Raw genomic sequence first — 15,157 nt, forward strand, 5'->3', positions numbered from 1 at the left:
CCATGGCTACCCGAGTAGACGTGACTCCCGCGGCCGCCGCCATGATGCGGCGGCTGCGGGAGGAGCACGGCCCGTTGATGTTCCACCAGTCCGGTGGGTGCTGTGACGGAAGCTCTCCGATGTGCTACCTCGAGGGTGAATTCCGTACCGGCAGGTCCGACGTGCTACTGGAGTCTCTGGCGATCGAGGGGGTGCCGGAGCCGATCACGTTCTGGATGTCGGCCGGCCAGTTCGAACTGTGGAAACACACACATCTGACGGTGGACGTGGTCCCCGGTCGCGGTTCCGGCTTCTCGCTGGAGGCGCCGGAGGGCGTACGGTTCCTGATCCGCTCCCGGCTTCTGACCGAACAGGAGCTGGCGGAACTGAGCTGAAGATCAAGTCAAGGGCGGGGCCTCGGCTCCGCCCTTTTCGCGTGCGCGATGATACTCCGGCCAAAATCAATGTGGTCCGCTTTTGGTACGAAAGATGGGGATGGACTGGCGGCCGGCCGATATCCGAGGCATCGTCGTCAGCCCGCCACCGACCTGGGGAGGTCTCTTGATACGGCTGTCGCACACCCGGAAGGCCTTCCTGATCAGCGCCGTGCTGATCATGACCGGTCTCCTCGGCCAGGCGACGGCGGCGACGACGACCGCGCAGGGGGATCCCGGGCCGACGGTGCCCGCCGGCCCCGCGCCGTCCGTCACCGCACCCAGCTCCGCCCCCGCGCCCGCGCCGACGGCGACGCCGACGCCCACCCCGTCGAAGCCCTCGCCGCGCGTCGAGAACACCGTCGCCGACACCAAACCCAAGGGCCGGACCGGCCCGGCCGGCAGCATCATGACCACCGGCACCAAGGGCGTGGCGCTCACCTTCGACGACGGCCCCGACCCCGACTACACGCCCCAGCTGCTCAAGCTCCTCGCCAAGCATCAGGTGAAGGCCACGTTCTGCCTGGTCGGCACGCAGGCGCGGCGCCATCCCGACCTGGTCCAGGCGATCGCCGCGGGTGGGCACAGCCTCTGCAACCACTCCTGGAACCACGATCTCAAACTGGGCAAGAAGTCACATGCCGCCATCCGCGCGGACCTGGAACGCACCAACGCCGCCATCCGCGCCGCGGTCCCCGGCGCCGAGATCCGCTACATGCGCGCCCCCGGCGGCAACTTCACCCCCGCCATGGTCAAGGTCTCCGCACAGCTCGGCATGCGCTCCATCTACTGGAAGGTCGACCCCCGCGACTGGGAGCAGCCGGAGACCGAGTCCCGCAGCGCCCACCGCAAGCGCATCATCCGCATCGTCCAGCAGCACACCCGCGCCGGCGCGATCGTCCTCTCCCACGACTACGCCCAGCCGGACACCATCGACGCCTACCGCGTCCTGCTCCCGTGGCTACACAAGCGCTTCCAGCTGGTCCCTCTGACCTGAGATCGAACCCCTCTCCGGTACGGGCTGCGCCGCCCCGCCGAAATCCACCCCGTCCCGCCCCGCCCCGCGAGGCGCTGCCACGCAAGCCTGTGCCGCGCCCACCGGGCGGAGATCGGTGGTCACCCCCAGAGCACCGGCTGGACGTCAGGGTTGTCTCAGCAGGGCTGAGACAACCCTGAGAGCCAGCCGAGGGGGAGGGTGACCACTTACGCAGGTCGCGCGGGGTGGGGAGCGGTCTGGACGCGCCAGCGGCCAGCGAGCCGGCCCGCGCCCTCGGCGGGAGCAGCGGTCCGCACCCACCACCGGGATGCGACATGCCCTTGATCTTCGAAGGCGCCCGGCTCAGTGGGAGGGGGGAATCACTCTCAGGTGGCCGCGGCGACCGGTCTGCGGGGTGTGGTCGGTGTCGTCCGGGCGTGGCGGGACCGGGCGGGCGGCTTCGCGGACGGCCTCGGCGAGGGCGACGAGGTCGTCGGTGGTGGGGGGTGGGGGCGCGAAGTCGCCGTCGTGGCGGACGAGTTCCCAGCCTCGCGGGGCGGTGAGGCTGCGGGCGTGCGTCTCGCAGAGGTCGTACGTGTGGGGTTCGGCGAAGGCCGCGAGCGGGCCCACGACGGCCGTGGAGTCGCCGTAGACGTAGGTCAGGGTGGCGACCGCCTGTCGGGGACAGCCGTTCCGGGAGCAGCGCCGTGGTGACCTCACGGCGGCAACTTATCTCCCCGCCCGCGATTCTGGGGAATGTTGCCCCGCGACACGCCGACCCGGACCGCATCACGATTCGGCCATGGTCGTTAGACACGCCGCCCCGTTGGGGCGAATTAACGGCACGGACACACGATGAGCACGGGCTGACCGCTCCTGCCGCCCGGGTGGGGATACGCTGGCCGCGTGACCACCAGCCCTGAACGCCGCCGAACGGATGGCAAGGCGACGCGCGGCTCCGGCCCGGGTCATCCGGCCCGGCGTGACCGGCACGGGCGCGGGCTCCGCGGCCGTCTGGTGCCGGCGACCGTGCCACTGGCCCGCACCAAGGCGGAGATCTTCGACGACCTGGTGCTGGACACGGTCGAGAGCCTGGAGCGCCGCTACGCCAAGGAGCTGGCCGGCGTCGAGTTCGCGGTCGAGGACGTGCCACCGGAGCTGAACGTCTACGACTCGGATGTGCTCGAGGACGGCGAGGTGCCTCTGGCCCGGCTGCTGCCCGGGCGTCCGGGGCGGCACGAACTTCCCCCGAGGATCGTGCTCTACCGGCGCCCGCTGGAGTTCCGGGCGATGGATCGTGAGGACCTCGCCGACCTCGTCCACGATGTGATCATCGAGCAGGTAGCCAACCTGCTGGGAGTGGATCCGGACGAGCTGGCCTGAGTCCGGTCAGGCCACGCGCCGCTTCAGCTTGCGACGTTCACGTTCGGACAGTCCACCCCAGATCCCGAAGCGTTCGTCGTGACCGAGTGCGTACTCCAGACACTCGGCTTTGACATCACAGCGGCCGCAGATGCGCTTCGCCTCGCGCGTCGAGCCGCCCTTCTCCGGGAAGAAGGCTTCGGGATCGGTCTGCGAACACAGCGCCCGTTCCTGCCACTCGGGCGCGTCCCCGAGCAGGTCTACCCCTTCAACCTGCGCTTCCATCGGCGTGCCTCCAAAATTCCGCGCCGGCGCGAAACCGGCGCTGACCCCCCACGCACGCGGCGTGTTTTTGCGGGTTCGACGCCTTTGTGCCACATCGTCCCCGCAACCCCACCAAAATTACACGCGTGTAAGACGTGCGTCGTCAAGCCGAACCTGCTAAATGGGCCCGTTTCCCCGACGCTTGAGAACGGTTCATGGCCCCGTTCCTGCCCTATCTCTCCAGGGCATTGGAAGGTAACGCGAGGCCGGGCCTTCGCGTCCAATTTAACCCGATTTGTAACCTGTGGGCAGGGGGGTCCCCAGGACGGGTCCGCCGAAGGGATCAACTTGTCACCTGCGGCCGTACACCGTGGTCCGTTCCACCGCCGGGCGACCGGCCGACGCGGCCAGTTCTTTCAACTCCGCGACCGTACGAGACGAGCCGTGTTCCGAACCGGCCATTCGTGAAATTGTTTCCTCCATCAGAGTTCCACCAAGGTCATTACAGCCACTGTCGAGCATCACCCTGGTTCCCTCGTCGCCGAGTTTCACCCACGAACACTGGATGTTGTCGATCCGGCCGTGCAGAAGCACCCGGGCCATGGCGTGCACCACCCGGTTCTCCCGCCAGGTCGGGCCGGGGCGGGCGATGCCGGCCAGGTAGATCGGGGCGTTGGTGTGCACGAACGGCAGCGCCACGAACTCGGTGAAGCCACCGGTGACGTCCTGGATCCCGGCCAGCACCCGGAAGTGGCCGAGCCACTGGCGTGGGTGGTCGACGTGGCCGTACATCATGGTCGAACTGGAGCGGATGCCCACCTGGTGCGCCGTGGTGACCACCTCGGCCCAGGTCGCGGTGGGCAGTTTGCCCTTGGTGAGGACCCAGCGCACGTCGTCGTCCAGGATCTCGGCGGCGGTGCCCGGGATGGTGCCGAGACCCGCGTCCCGCAGGTCGGTCAGCCACTCCCGCAGCGAGACCCCGGCCTTGGCCGAGGCGGTGACGATCTCCATGGGCGAGTACGCGTGGACGTGCATGCCGGGGACCCGCTGCTTGACGGCGCGAACCAGATCGGCGTACGCGGTGACCGGCATCTTCGGGTCGATGCCGCCCTGCATGCACACCTCGGAGGCGCCGTCCCGCCACGCCTCCTCGGCCCGGTCGGCGACCTGCTCCACCGACAGGCGGTAGGCGTCGGCGTCCTTCTCGCGCTGGGCGAACGCACAGAACCGGCAGCCCACGTAACAGACGTTCGAGAAGTTGATGTTGCGGTTCACCACGTACGTGATGTCGTCGCCGTTGACCTGGCGGCGCAGACCGTCGGCGATCCGGGCCAGTTCGTCCAGGGCCGGGCCGTCGGCGTTGAACAGCGCCATGGCCTTGTCCTCGTGCTTCTCCAGCAGGAGCGCGCCCGGGTCGGTCTCGGCCAGCCGGAGCGCCGCCACCACGTCGGTCGGCATGGTCGCCGGGGCGCTCCTGACGTGCGCGGCGACCTCGTCCCAGTCGCCGTAGACGTCGTCGAAGTCGGTGCGCCGGTCGCCGGTGCGGCCGTCGGTGTCGATGCTCTTGAAGAGGTCGGTGCGGCCGGTCCCGAAGGCGTCGTCCGGCTCCTGCCACGGCGAGCCGACCGGGATCGCGCCCTCCTTCGCCAGGCCGCTGTCCTCGGCCAGCGCCGCGACGTGCGCTTTCACTCGCGGGTCCAGCCAGCCCTCGTCACCCCGGCGGACGTACTCCGGGTAGATCGTGAGGCGCTCCCGCAGCTCGAATCCCGATTTTTCGGACATTTCGGCTAGTAGGTTGATCTGGGGCCACGGGCGTTCGGGGTTCACGTGGTCCGGCGTCACCGGGGAGACCCCGCCCCAGTCGTCGATGCCGGCCCGCAACAGCAGCGAGAACTCGTCGTCGATCAGGTTCGGCGGGGCCTGGATGCGGGCACGCGGGCCCATGATGATCCGGGCGACGGCCACCGTGGCGGCCAGCTCGCGCAACTCGGCGTCCGGCATCCCGCGCATCGCCGTGTCCGGCTTGGCCCGGAAGTTCTGGACGATGACCTCCTGGATGTGCCCGAACTCCCGGGCCGCGCGACGGATCGCGAAGAGCGACTCGACCCGCTCGGTGACGGTCTCGCCGATGCCGATCAGGATGCCGGTGGTGAACGGGACGCCGACCCGGCCGGCGTCGTCGAGCACCCGCAACCGGACCGCCGGCTCCTTGTCCGGCGAGCCGAAGTGCGGGCCGCCCTTCTCCGACCAGAGCCGGGTGGCGGTGGTCTCCAGCATCATGCCCATGCTCGGCGCCACCGGCTTGAGCCGCTGCAACTCGGCCCAGCTCAGCACCCCGGGGTTGAGGTGCGGCAGCAGGCCGGTCTCCTCCAGCACGGCGATCGCGCAGGCGCGCACGTAGTCGAGAGTGGAGTCGTAACCCCGCTCGTCGAGCCACTGCCGGGCCGCCGGCCAGCGCTCCTCGGGCCGGTCGCCGAGGGTGAACAGCGCCTCCTTGCAGCCCTGTGCGGCGCCCTGCCGGGCGATCTCCAGCACCTCGTCGCGCTCCAGGAACGCGGCCGGGAGCTTGTGCGGCACGGTGGCGAAGGTGCAGTAGTGACATCGGTCGCGGCAGAGCCGGGTCAGTGGGATGAAGACCTTGCGCGAGTACGTCACGACGCCCGGCCGCCCGGCCTCCCGCAGACCGGCGTCGCGGATGCCGCCGGCGATCGCCAGCAGCTCGTCGAACCGGTCGCCGGTGGCCGCGAGCAGCGCGGTCGCCTCATCGATGTCGATCGCCTTGCCGTCGGCGGCGCGGCGCAGTGCGCGGCGGATGCTCGCCGGTGTCGGTACGGGTTCCACGTTGACCTCTACCACGCGAAGCAGCCTAGGCCGGAATCGTGTCGCCCGCCGCCGCTGCTCCCGGACCGGAGCGTGTCGTGAAACACCCCCGGACCGGGAACAAAGTCACTGCCGGGGCGGATCCTGGTCAGCCGGGCCGAAGCCGGGACGGTTCTCCGGCAGCACCTCGGTGTGATCGGGCGCGGCCGGGGCGGGCGGCGGCACCGCCTGGGTGGGTTCGGCGAACGGCGCCGGCGGCGGCACGGCCTGGGTCGGCTCGGCGAACGGGGGCACCGGAGGCGGCGGGGTGGGGACGCCGCTCACCGGGGGCTGACCCCAGCCCGGAGGCGGCGGAGGGGTCGGCTGGCCCCAGCCGGGCGGGGGCACCGGGGCGCCGCTCACCGGGGGCTGGCCCCAGCCGGGCGGCGGCGGGCCGGGCTGACCCGCCGGGTACTGGCCGTGGCCGTAACCGGGCGGCGGGTAGGCGCTGTAGGGCTGGCCGTACGGCTGCCCGTAGACACCGGGCTGCGGCTGGGGCTTCGGCACGTAGTAGAGGCCCTGCCAGAGGCGCAGCACCGCGTACCCCGCGACACCGAGCAGCCCGAGGTAGGTGACCCGGTAGAGCAGCGCCGTGAAGGCGGTTCCGGCGTCCAGGCTGGCGAGCCCGCTCACCCCGAAGAGGATGCCGAAGACCGTCCCGAAGACGGCCGCCACCACGTACTCGACGCCCGCGATCACGGTGATCAGCCGGGCCTGCGGGTGGAGCGGCTTGACACCGGTCGCGAGGAGCACCGCCGCGAGGGGGAAGAACACCGTCTCCAGGTTCACGAAGCCGCCGAAGCTGTACCGGGTGCCGGCGATGAAGTCGTCGCCGAACATGCCCAGGAACGCCACGAACAGGAACACTGCGGGGGCGCCGACGAGGGCGTACGCCGCCAGGTCGCGCACGGGCCGGAGGAACTGCCCGATGGGCTTCTCGCCGGCCGGTCCCGGCTGCGGAGGTGTGGTCACGATTGCTCCCGGTACGTGGATCGAGGTCGGCTCAGAGTAAACCGATACCCGCCACCCGATGGGATGACGCGTGTGCGGGAGGATGAGGGAATGCGGATCGTGGTCCTGACCGGGGGCATCGGCGGTGCCCGTTTCCTTCTCGGCGTGCGCGCGCACGCCCGCGCCATCGGCGCCGACGTCACGGCGGTCGTCAACGTCGGCGACGACGTGCGCATGCACGGCCTCCAGATCTGTCCCGACCTGGACAGCGTCATGTACACGCTGGGCGGCGCCGCCGACCCGGAGCGCGGCTGGGGCCGGGTCGGCGAGACCTGGGTGGTCAAGGAGGAGCTGGCGAAGTACGGGGTGGAGCCGTCCTGGTTCGGCCTCGGTGACAAGGACACCGCCACCCATCTGGTGCGCACCACCATGCTGAACGCCGGTTACCCGCTCTCCGCGGTCACCGCGGCGCTGTGCGAGCGCTGGCAGCCGGGCATCACCGTGCTGCCGGCCTCGGACGACCGGCTGGAGACGCACGTGGTCGTGGAGATCGACGGCGCGCGGAAGGCGATCCACTTCCAGGAGTGGTGGGTGCGCTACCGCGGTGAGCTGCCGACACACCAGTTCGTCTTCCGCGGCGCCGAGTCGGCGAAACCGGCCGCCGGGGTGCTCGACGCGATCACGGCCGCCGACGTGGTGCTGATCGCGCCCAGCAATCCGGTGGTCAGCATCGCGCCGATCCTCGCCGTACCCCATCTGAAGGAGGCCGTGGCGAACGGCCCGGCGCCGGTCGTCGGGGTGTCGCCGATCATCGGTGGCGCGCCGGTCCGGGGCATGGCCGACAAGTGCCTGGCCACCCTGGAGGTCGAGGTGAGCGCCGACGCGGTCGGCCGGATGTACGGTCCCCGCGCCGACGGCGGCCTGCTGGACGGCTGGCTGGTCGACGAGTCGGACGCCGGCGCCGACGTGCCGGGCGTGCGCACCCGGGCCGTGCCGCTGTGGATGCGCGACGAGGTGGCCACCGCCCGGATGGTGCAGGACGCCCTGGAGCTGGGCGGTGTGGCGTGAGCGACGGCCTGGAGATCCTCCCGGTCCGCGGCATCGGCGACGTGACCGCCGGCGACGACCTCGCCGAGCTGATCACCGGGGCCGCCCCGTGGCTCGCCGACGGTGACGTCCTCGTGGTGACCAGCAAGATCGTGTCGAAGGCGGAGGGCCGCCTGGTCGAGGTCCCGGCCGACGGGCCCGAACGCGAGGAGGCCCGGCAGCGGGTGCTGGCCGGGGAGACCGCCCGGGTGGTGGCCCGCCGCGGCAACACCACCATCGTCGAGACCCACCACGGTTTCGTGATGGCCGCCGCCGGCATCGACGCCTCCAACGTCGACAAGACACATCTCGTGCTGCTGCCCCGCGATCCGGACGCCTCGGCCCGCCGGTTGCGCGCCGACTTCCTGGCCCGTGGCCTGGACGTGGCGATCGTCGTCTCCGACACGATGGGCCGGGCCTGGCGCAACGGCCTCACCGACGTGGCTCTCGGCGCGGCCGGCATCGAGGCGCTGCGCGACCATCGCGGCGAGTTCGACCCGTACGGCAACGAGCTGAGCCTCACCCAGATGGCCGTGGTCGACGAGCTGTCCGCGGCCGCCGAGCTGGTCAAGGGCAAATGCGACCAGGTTCCGGTCGCCGTGGTGCGCGGTTACCCGCGCCACACCACCGGCGACGGCGCGGGCGCGTCGGTCCTGGTCCGCGATTCCGCGGGCGACATGTTCCGATGGGGTACGGCGGAGGCCCGCGCCCTGGGTCTGCGGGAGGCCGCTTCCGGCTCCGTCCCCACAACCGGCGCCACGCCCGACCCGGAGGCCGTCCGCCGGGCCGTCGCCCTGGTCGCCGCCGACGTCGAGCAGGTGGCGGCCGGGATCCGCCTGCGTCCCGCCGGGACCGGCCCGGCCGCCCTGATCCGGGTGGGCGCCGACGCTCAGCGCCTGCGTGCCGCCCTGCTGGCCGAGGACGTCCCCACCGACCTGGTGATCGACGACGACGGCGTCACCCTGACCTTCGGAGTGCCGGCATGACCGACCTGTACGAGGACGCCGTGGACGTTCTCTCCACCTGGACCGCCCCGTCCGAGGCCGCCGAGACGAATCGCAAGCGCACCCTCGACCTGCTCGCCGACGGCCCGGGCGCGATGACCCGGGCCCACCGGGCCGGCCACGTCACCGCCAGCGCCCTGATCGTCGACGACTCCCGGCGCGTGCTGCTCTGCCTGCACGGCCGTCTGGGCCTCTGGATGCAGCTGGGCGGCCACTGCGAGGAGGGCGACCCGACGCTGGCCGCCGCGGCGTTCCGGGAGGCCACCGAGGAGTCCGGCATCGCCGGTCTGGTCCTCGACCCGGTGCCGATCGACATCGACATCCACGAGGTCCGGTGCGGCTCCCACGAGGGCGCGCCGGCCACCCCGTCGGTCCACTACGACGTTCGATTCCTGCTGCGGGCCCCGGCCGGCGCGGTCGAGCGGATAAGTGACGAGTCGTCAGATCTAGCGTGGTTCCGCCCCGACGCTCTACCGTCACCTCTGGCCGACGGCACGATCCAGCAGATCGCCCCCGCGTTGGCCCGTTTGACGTGAAGCGCGCCGCTGAGATGGAGACATGCGTAACCCCTCGAGGCCGGTCATCCCCGCCCTGGCCACCGTCCTGGCGCTGACCGCCTGCGCCGAGCCCGGCTCGGTGCCCGCCCCGGCAGCCGCCGAGGCGCCGGCTCCCGCCTGCCTGACCAGCGATCTGGAGGCCACGGTCACCCTCCAGCCGGCCACCGCCAGCCTGGAACGCATCGCCCTGGTCAGCCTGGTCAACGTCGCGGGCCGGGCCTGCACCGTGAACGGCTGGCTGACGGTCACCCTGGTGACCGCCGGCCGCCGGGTGCTGCCGGTCCCCACCACGAAGCTGGACGAGCCGGCGCCGGGCCGGGAGTTCGTGGTCCGGCCCCGTCAGGGCGCCTACGCCGGACTCCGGTGGACCTCGTGCACCCGATCCGAGGCGGACTGCCACGCCGGCGGCGTGTTGCGCTACGACGTGGGCCTGAGCAAGGACGGCCCGGCGGCCGTCCTTGCCGACTTCCCCACCTCGCGGCGCAACGGCATCACCATGAACGAGCTCCGGATCGGCTCGCTACAGCAGTTCAGCGACCGGGCCCTCGACTGGTGACCTAGATGTAGCCGTGCTGGCCCAGCTCCTTGAGCTGGTCGACGAGGTGCTTGACCTCCTGCGCCCGTTCCCGCGGGCACACCAGGACGGCGTCCGGCGTGTCCACGATGACCAGGTCCCGGACCCCCATGGCGGCCACCAGACGGCCCGACGACGGGACCACGACCAGACTCTCGGTCTCGCGCAGCAGCACGGTGTGCCGCTCGGCGAGGTCATGCCCGACCACCACGTTGCCGGCCTGGTCCGCGGTGAGCACCTCACCGAGGGTGTGGAAGTCGCCGACGTCGTTCCACCCGAAGTCGCCGGGCACGGTGCCGACCCGGCCGGCCGCGGCCGCGCCCTCCATCACCGCGTAGTCCACCGAGATCTTGGGCAGCGTCGGCCAGACGTCGCCCATCACCTCTTCCTGCTCGGCGGTGCCCCACGCCTGCGCGATCCGGCTGATGCCCGCGGCCAGCTGCGGCTGCTGCCGGTGCAGCTCGGCCAGGAAGGACTCGACCCGCCAGACGAACATGCCGGCGTTCCACAGGTAGTTGCCGGACTTCACGTAGCCCTCGGCCACGTCGTACGTCGGCTTCTCCTTGAACTCCTCGACCTTGAGCAGCGGGCCGTCGCCGACCGGGCCGCCGCACTGGAGGTAGCCGTAGCCGGTCTCGGGGCGGGTCGGCGTGATCCCGAGGGTCATCAGCAGACCCTCCCGCGCGCCGGCCATCGCGGACCGGATCACGTCGGAGAACGCCTCCTTGTCGGCGATCAGGTGGTCGGACGCGAAGGAGCCCATGATCGCTTCCGGGTCGCGGCGGGCGATGACCGCGGCGGCCAGGGCGATCGCGGCACACGAGTCCCGCGGGGACGGCTCGACCAGAACGTTGTCCTCGGGCATGGCGGACAGCTGCCGGGAGACGGCGGCCGCGTGCGCCACACCGGTCACCACGAAGACCCGATCGGGGGAGGCAAGACTGTCCAGCCGGTCCACCGTCGCCTGGAGAAGGGACGCCTCCGTACCGGTCAGAGGGTGCAGAAACTTGGGATGACCGGCGCGGGACAGTGGCCAGAGACGGGTTCCGGTTCCGCCAGCAAGAACCACTCCGTACAACACAGCCTGTTCGTCGCTCATGCGCGGAGAGTTTAGTAGATGATCAAGCGGCAACCCGATTCCACGTTGTTACGTGTACCTCCGCACTTGACGTCCAGGTGAACTCTTTCGCACGGTCGAAGCCCGCCTTCGCCAACGTCCGGCGACGCTGCTCGTCGTGGAGCAGGTCAGCGAGGTCCTCGGCGATCCGCTCCGGCGCTTCGGTCGTATAGGCGACAGCGTCACCGCCGACCTCCGGAAGCGACAGCCGGGGCGTGGTGAGCACCGGCGTGCCGCAGGCCATCGCCTCCAGGATCGGCAGGCCGAACCCCTCCCCGAAGGAGGGATAGCAGGCCACCAGGGCGCCGCCGAGGAAACCGGGCAGGTCCGCGTACCGCAGATAGCCTGGTCGCAGCAGCCGCAGGTGGGCCGGGACCTCGGCCACCGCACGGTCGATGTCGTCGTCGTGCCCCTGGCCGCCGGCGAGCACCAGGGCCGGCGGGTGGGGCCAGTCGGCGACCGCACGGGCCCAGCCACGGATCAGGTTCGGCACGTTCTTCCGCGGCTCCTTGGCGCCCAGGAACGCCACATAGCCGGAGTCGCCCAGGCCGAGCCGGGCCCGGACCCGCGCCTTCTCGTCGTCGGTCGGCGCGTGGAAGGCCGCGTGGTCCACGCCGTGGTAGGACACGTCGATCCGGGTCGGGTCGGCGTCCAGCAGGCGGATCAGCTCGTCCCGGGTGGCCTTGCTCGGCACGATCACCCGGGCGGCCCGGCGCAGCGACGTCTTGATCGCGCTGCGGAAGAAGGTCCGCTTGGTGTTGTCGTAGTGCTCCGGCTCGGTGAAGAACGTCGCGTCGTGCACCGTCACGGTCACCGGGCAGCCGGCACGCAACGGGCAGGTGTAGAACGGCGAGTGCAGCACCTGGGCGCCGACCTGCTGGGCGAGCAGCGGCAGACCGGTCTGCTCCCAGGCGAGACGGGCCGGCCGGTGCACGATCGCGGCCGGGCCGGGGATCACCTCGGCGGAGGGCAGCATCCGGCGGTAACGCTCCGCATCGGAACGCTGTGCCACGACGGCGAGGTCCACTCGGTCGGAACCGACCTGGCCGAGCGCTCCGAGCAGACCGTCGACATATCTGCCGACACCACCCCGGTCCGCGGGGACACTGGTGGCGTCGACGAGCACTCGCGGGGGGCGACCGGGGGTCACGAGGCATCTCCTTGGCGTCTCTGACGTACCGATGCGGCGATGGAACTACCGACGATTCGAGGGTACGCCTGGAACGCGTCGCGGACGTGTCCACGACACCGCCGATCGCCATAGTCAATCCGGGGCATCACGGACCGTAATCGGCCGGCGCGAGCGCGGGTCGTAAGGTGTGTGGTGATGAAAACGACGATCCCGCAGGCGTTCACGGAGGCGGTCCGGCGCGATCCGGCCGCGCCGCTGCTGACCTGGTATGACGACGCCACCGGCGACCGCACCGAGCTGTCCGGGGCGACCCTGGACAACTGGGTGTCGAAAACCGCGAACCTGCTGGTCGACGGGGTCGGCCTGGGTCACGGCGACGCGGTGGCCCTGCTCCTGCCGCCGCACTGGCAGACCGCGGCGCTGCTGCTCGGCGTGTCGGCCGCCGGATTGGCCGTCGACCTGGGCGGCGACCCGCAACCGGTGGAGGCGCTCTTCACCACTCCCGACCTGGTGGACCGGGCCGCGAGCTGGACCTCCCTCGACCGCTGGGCCACCGGTCTGCTGCCGCTGGCCATGCCGCTGCGCACCCCGCCGCCCGGGTACGCCGACTACGTCACCGAGGTCCGCAACCACGGCGACCACTTCCGCGGCGCGCCGGTCGCCCCGGCCGACCGGGCCCTGGCCGGCCCGGTCGAGCTGAGCCACCACGAGGTGATCGGGATGGCCGCCGACCGGGCCGCCGAACTCGGCATCACGTCCGGCGACCGGGTGCTGATCGACGTCTCGCTCTACCCCGACCCGGCCGACTGGCTGCTGGCCCCGCTGGTGGCCGACGCCTCGATCGTCCTCTGCGCCAACCTGGACACGTCGAAGGCCGGGGCGCGGGCCGCCACCGAGAAGGTCACCGTGACGCTGGCCTGATCCGCTCCCGGGCCAGGTCGGCGAAGGCGGTCAGCGAGTCGGGGTTGGCCAGGGCGCCCTTGGCCGCCGCCGACTCCACCGGGGTGCCGGTGAGGATCCGCTTGACCGGCACCTCCAGCTTCTTGCCGGAGAGGGTGCGCGGCAGGGCACGCACCTGGTAGGCGGCGTCGGGCACGTGCCGGGGCGACAGCGCCCCGCGCAGCTCCCGCGCGATCCGCCCGCGCAGGGCGTCGTCCAGCTCCAGCCCCTCGGCGAGCACGACGAAGAGCAGCAGCTCGCCGTTCGGGTCGCCGGGCTTGTCCAGGTGTACGACCAGCGAGTCGGCGATCTCCGGCAGGCTCTCCACCACCGAGTAGAACTCGGCGGTGCCCAGGCGCACGCCACCCCGGTTGAGGGTGGCGTCCGACCGGCCGGTGATCACGCAGCTGCCGTCCGGGTCGATGGTGATCCAGTCGCCGTGCCGCCAGACGCCCGGGAACACGTCGAAATACGCCTCCCGGTAGCGGGAGCCGTCCGGGTCGTTCCAGAACCCGACCGGCATGCTCGGCATCGGCGCGGTGATCACCAGCTCGCCCAGGCCGCCGATGACCGGCTTGCCCTCCGGGTCGAACGCCTCCACCCGGGCGCCGAGGCTGCGGCAGGTGATCACACCGGCTCGTACCGGCAGCAGCGGCGCCCCGCCGACGAAGCCGGTGCACACGTCGGTGCCGCCGGACAGCGAGGTCAGCTGCACCTCCCGGCTGACCGCCTCGTAGACCCAGCCCCAGCCCTCCGGCGGCAGCGGCGCCCCGGTGGAGCCGAGCCCCTTGAGCCGCTTGCCCGGGGTGATCCCGGCTTTGCGGCAGGCCATCAGGAACGGCGCCGACGTGCCGAAATAGGTGATCCCGGCGGTGTCGATCAGATCCCACAGGGTGTCCAGCGAGGGCCAGCCCGGATTGCCGTCGAAGAGCACGATCGCCGCGCCCACCGCCGGACCGCTGGCCAGGTAGTTCCACATCATCCAGCCGGTGGTGGTGAACCAGAAGAACCGGTCGGACGGGCCCAGGTCGTGGTGCAGCGCCAGGATCTTCAGGTGCTCCAGGAGGATGCCGCCGTGACCGTGCACGATGGGCTTGGGCAGCCCGGTGGTGCCGGAACTGTAGAGCACGTAGAGCGGGTGGTCGAACGGCACCGGCTCGAACTCCAGCGGGTCGTCGCCGTCGAGATCACCCCAGTCGCCGCCCTCGCCGAGGTATCCGATGGTGACGACGTGCTCGATCGACGGAATCGCCGCCCGGATCGCGGCGATCTCCGGGCGGCGGTCGACGTCCTTGTCGCCGTACCGGTAGCCGTCCGTCGCGACCAGCACCTTCGGCTCGATCTGGCTCCAGCGGTCGATCACGCTGCGGGCGCCGAACTCCGGCGCGCAGGACGAGAAGACCGCGCCGAGGCTGGCGGTCGCCAGCATCAGCACGTAGGTCTCCGGGATGTTCGGGGCATAGGCCGCGACCCGGTCACCCTTGCCGACCCCACGGGCTTTCAGCCCGGCCCGGACCCTCCGCACCTCCTCGCGCAGCTTCCGGCCGGTCAGGGTGACCGGCTCACGGCTCTGGGAGTACGCGATGACGACCGGATCGTCCTCGCCGCGCCCGGGCATCCGCAGCACGTTCTCGGTGTAGTTGAGCGTGGCGCCGGGGAACCAGCGCGCGCCCGGCATGGCCGTGCCGTCCAGCACCGCGGTCGCCGGCTCGTGCGCCACCACCTCGAAGTACTCCCAGATGGAGCCCCAGAACGCGGTCAGGTCGGTGACGGACCACTCCCACAGTGCCGCGTAGTCGGCGAACGAGAGGCCCCGCTCCCGCTCCAGCCACTCCAGATAACGCCCGATCCGGGACGTCTCCCGGATGTCCGCCGGCGGCTCCCAGAGAAGTGTGCCGGCCGTCACCACACCTGTCGTCATCA

At 71.3% G+C, this 15,157-nt stretch carries 15 protein-coding genes; 8 read left to right on the top strand and 7 right to left on the bottom strand.

What is annotated here, in order from left to right:
* Nucleotides 1–2 precede the first annotated feature (2 nt).
* A complete protein-coding gene (locus J5X75_RS11145) occupies nucleotides 3–374 on the top strand; it encodes a DUF779 domain-containing protein (protein WP_208467271.1) in 372 nt (123 codons plus the stop codon).
* 166 nt (nucleotides 375–540) lie between these two features.
* Nucleotides 541–1,410 (top strand): polysaccharide deacetylase family protein, encoded by an 870-nt coding sequence (locus J5X75_RS11150; RefSeq protein ID WP_238487692.1) that lies wholly within the window; start codon nucleotides 541–543, stop codon nucleotides 1,408–1,410.
* A 342-nt stretch (nucleotides 1,411–1,752) separates the two neighbouring features.
* Here J5X75_RS11150 and J5X75_RS11155 read toward each other — a convergent pair whose 3' ends face one another.
* Nucleotides 1,753–2,109, bottom strand: coding sequence for a DUF3499 domain-containing protein (locus J5X75_RS11155; protein WP_188121151.1), 357 nt, complete (start codon nucleotides 2,107–2,109; stop codon nucleotides 1,753–1,755).
* Nucleotides 2,110–2,295: 186 nt separating this feature from the next.
* Between J5X75_RS11155 and J5X75_RS11160 the strand changes: the two genes are divergently transcribed.
* Nucleotides 2,296–2,772: a metallopeptidase family protein gene (locus J5X75_RS11160; protein ID WP_372441875.1), complete on the top strand. Its 477-nt coding sequence runs from the start codon at nucleotides 2,296–2,298 to the stop codon at nucleotides 2,770–2,772.
* 6 nt (nucleotides 2,773–2,778) lie between these two features.
* On the opposite strand, the gene J5X75_RS11165 is transcribed toward J5X75_RS11160, so the two are convergent.
* The 3 genes from J5X75_RS11165 to J5X75_RS11175 all read right to left on the bottom strand — a co-directional run bounded on the left by J5X75_RS11165 (nucleotide 2,779) and on the right by J5X75_RS11175 (nucleotide 6,846).
* Nucleotides 2,779–3,036: a WhiB family transcriptional regulator gene (locus J5X75_RS11165; RefSeq protein WP_015619224.1), complete on the bottom strand. Its 258-nt coding sequence runs from the start codon at nucleotides 3,034–3,036 to the stop codon at nucleotides 2,779–2,781.
* Nucleotides 3,037–3,366: 330 nt separating this feature from the next.
* On the bottom strand, nucleotides 3,367–5,871 hold the full coding sequence (locus J5X75_RS11170; protein ID WP_307798023.1) for a bifunctional FO biosynthesis protein CofGH: 2,505 nt from the start codon (nucleotides 5,869–5,871) through the stop codon (nucleotides 3,367–3,369).
* 90 nt (nucleotides 5,872–5,961) lie between these two features.
* Entirely contained in the window at nucleotides 5,962–6,846 is an 885-nt protein-coding gene (locus tag J5X75_RS11175) for a hypothetical protein (RefSeq protein ID WP_208467272.1), read from the bottom strand.
* A gap of 90 nt (nucleotides 6,847–6,936) precedes the next feature.
* Here J5X75_RS11175 and cofD point away from each other — a divergent pair, with 90 nt between their 5' ends.
* From cofD to J5X75_RS11195, 4 genes are read left to right on the top strand one after another with little or no spacing between them, the layout of a single operon-like run.
* Nucleotides 6,937–7,893 (top strand): 2-phospho-L-lactate transferase, encoded by a 957-nt coding sequence (cofD, locus tag J5X75_RS11180; protein WP_208467273.1) that lies wholly within the window; start codon nucleotides 6,937–6,939, stop codon nucleotides 7,891–7,893.
* A complete protein-coding gene (locus J5X75_RS11185; RefSeq protein ID WP_208467274.1) occupies nucleotides 7,890–8,897 on the top strand; it encodes a coenzyme F420-0:L-glutamate ligase in 1,008 nt (335 codons plus the stop codon). Before cofD ends, J5X75_RS11185 begins: the two co-directional genes overlap by 4 nt.
* Nucleotides 8,894–9,451: an NUDIX hydrolase gene (locus J5X75_RS11190; RefSeq protein ID WP_208467275.1), complete on the top strand. Its 558-nt coding sequence runs from the start codon at nucleotides 8,894–8,896 to the stop codon at nucleotides 9,449–9,451. The genes J5X75_RS11185 and J5X75_RS11190 overlap by 4 nt, the downstream gene beginning before the upstream one ends.
* A 22-nt stretch (nucleotides 9,452–9,473) precedes the next feature.
* Complete coding sequence (locus tag J5X75_RS11195) at nucleotides 9,474–10,028, top strand: DUF4232 domain-containing protein (protein ID WP_208467276.1); 555 nt, start codon at nucleotides 9,474–9,476, stop codon at nucleotides 10,026–10,028.
* Between the two features lies 1 nt (nucleotide 10,029).
* Here J5X75_RS11195 and J5X75_RS11200 read toward each other — a convergent pair whose 3' ends face one another.
* Together J5X75_RS11200 and J5X75_RS11205 are read right to left on the bottom strand one after the other, a co-directional pair.
* On the bottom strand, nucleotides 10,030–11,127 hold the full coding sequence (locus tag J5X75_RS11200) for a mannose-1-phosphate guanylyltransferase (RefSeq protein WP_208467420.1): 1,098 nt from the start codon (nucleotides 11,125–11,127) through the stop codon (nucleotides 10,030–10,032).
* Nucleotides 11,128–11,167: 40 nt separating this feature from the next.
* Complete coding sequence (locus tag J5X75_RS11205; RefSeq protein ID WP_208467277.1) at nucleotides 11,168–12,313, bottom strand: glycosyltransferase family 4 protein; 1,146 nt, start codon at nucleotides 12,311–12,313, stop codon at nucleotides 11,168–11,170.
* Nucleotides 12,314–12,490: 177 nt separating this feature from the next.
* Between J5X75_RS11205 and J5X75_RS11210 the strand changes: the two genes are divergently transcribed.
* Nucleotides 12,491–13,216 carry a TIGR03089 family protein gene (locus tag J5X75_RS11210; RefSeq protein WP_208467278.1) on the top strand — a complete coding sequence of 242 codons (726 nt, stop codon included), beginning with the start codon at nucleotides 12,491–12,493 and terminating at the stop codon, nucleotides 13,214–13,216.
* Here J5X75_RS11210 and J5X75_RS11215 read toward each other — a convergent pair.
* Nucleotides 13,197–15,155: an acetoacetate--CoA ligase gene (locus tag J5X75_RS11215; protein ID WP_208467279.1), complete on the bottom strand. Its 1,959-nt coding sequence runs from the start codon at nucleotides 15,153–15,155 to the stop codon at nucleotides 13,197–13,199. The genes J5X75_RS11210 and J5X75_RS11215 overlap by 20 nt on opposite strands.
* Between the last annotated feature and the right edge of the window lie 2 nt (nucleotides 15,156–15,157).

Source organism: Actinoplanes flavus, assembly GCF_017592555.1.
Classification (GTDB): Bacteria; Actinomycetota; Actinomycetes; order Mycobacteriales; family Micromonosporaceae; genus Actinoplanes; species Actinoplanes flavus.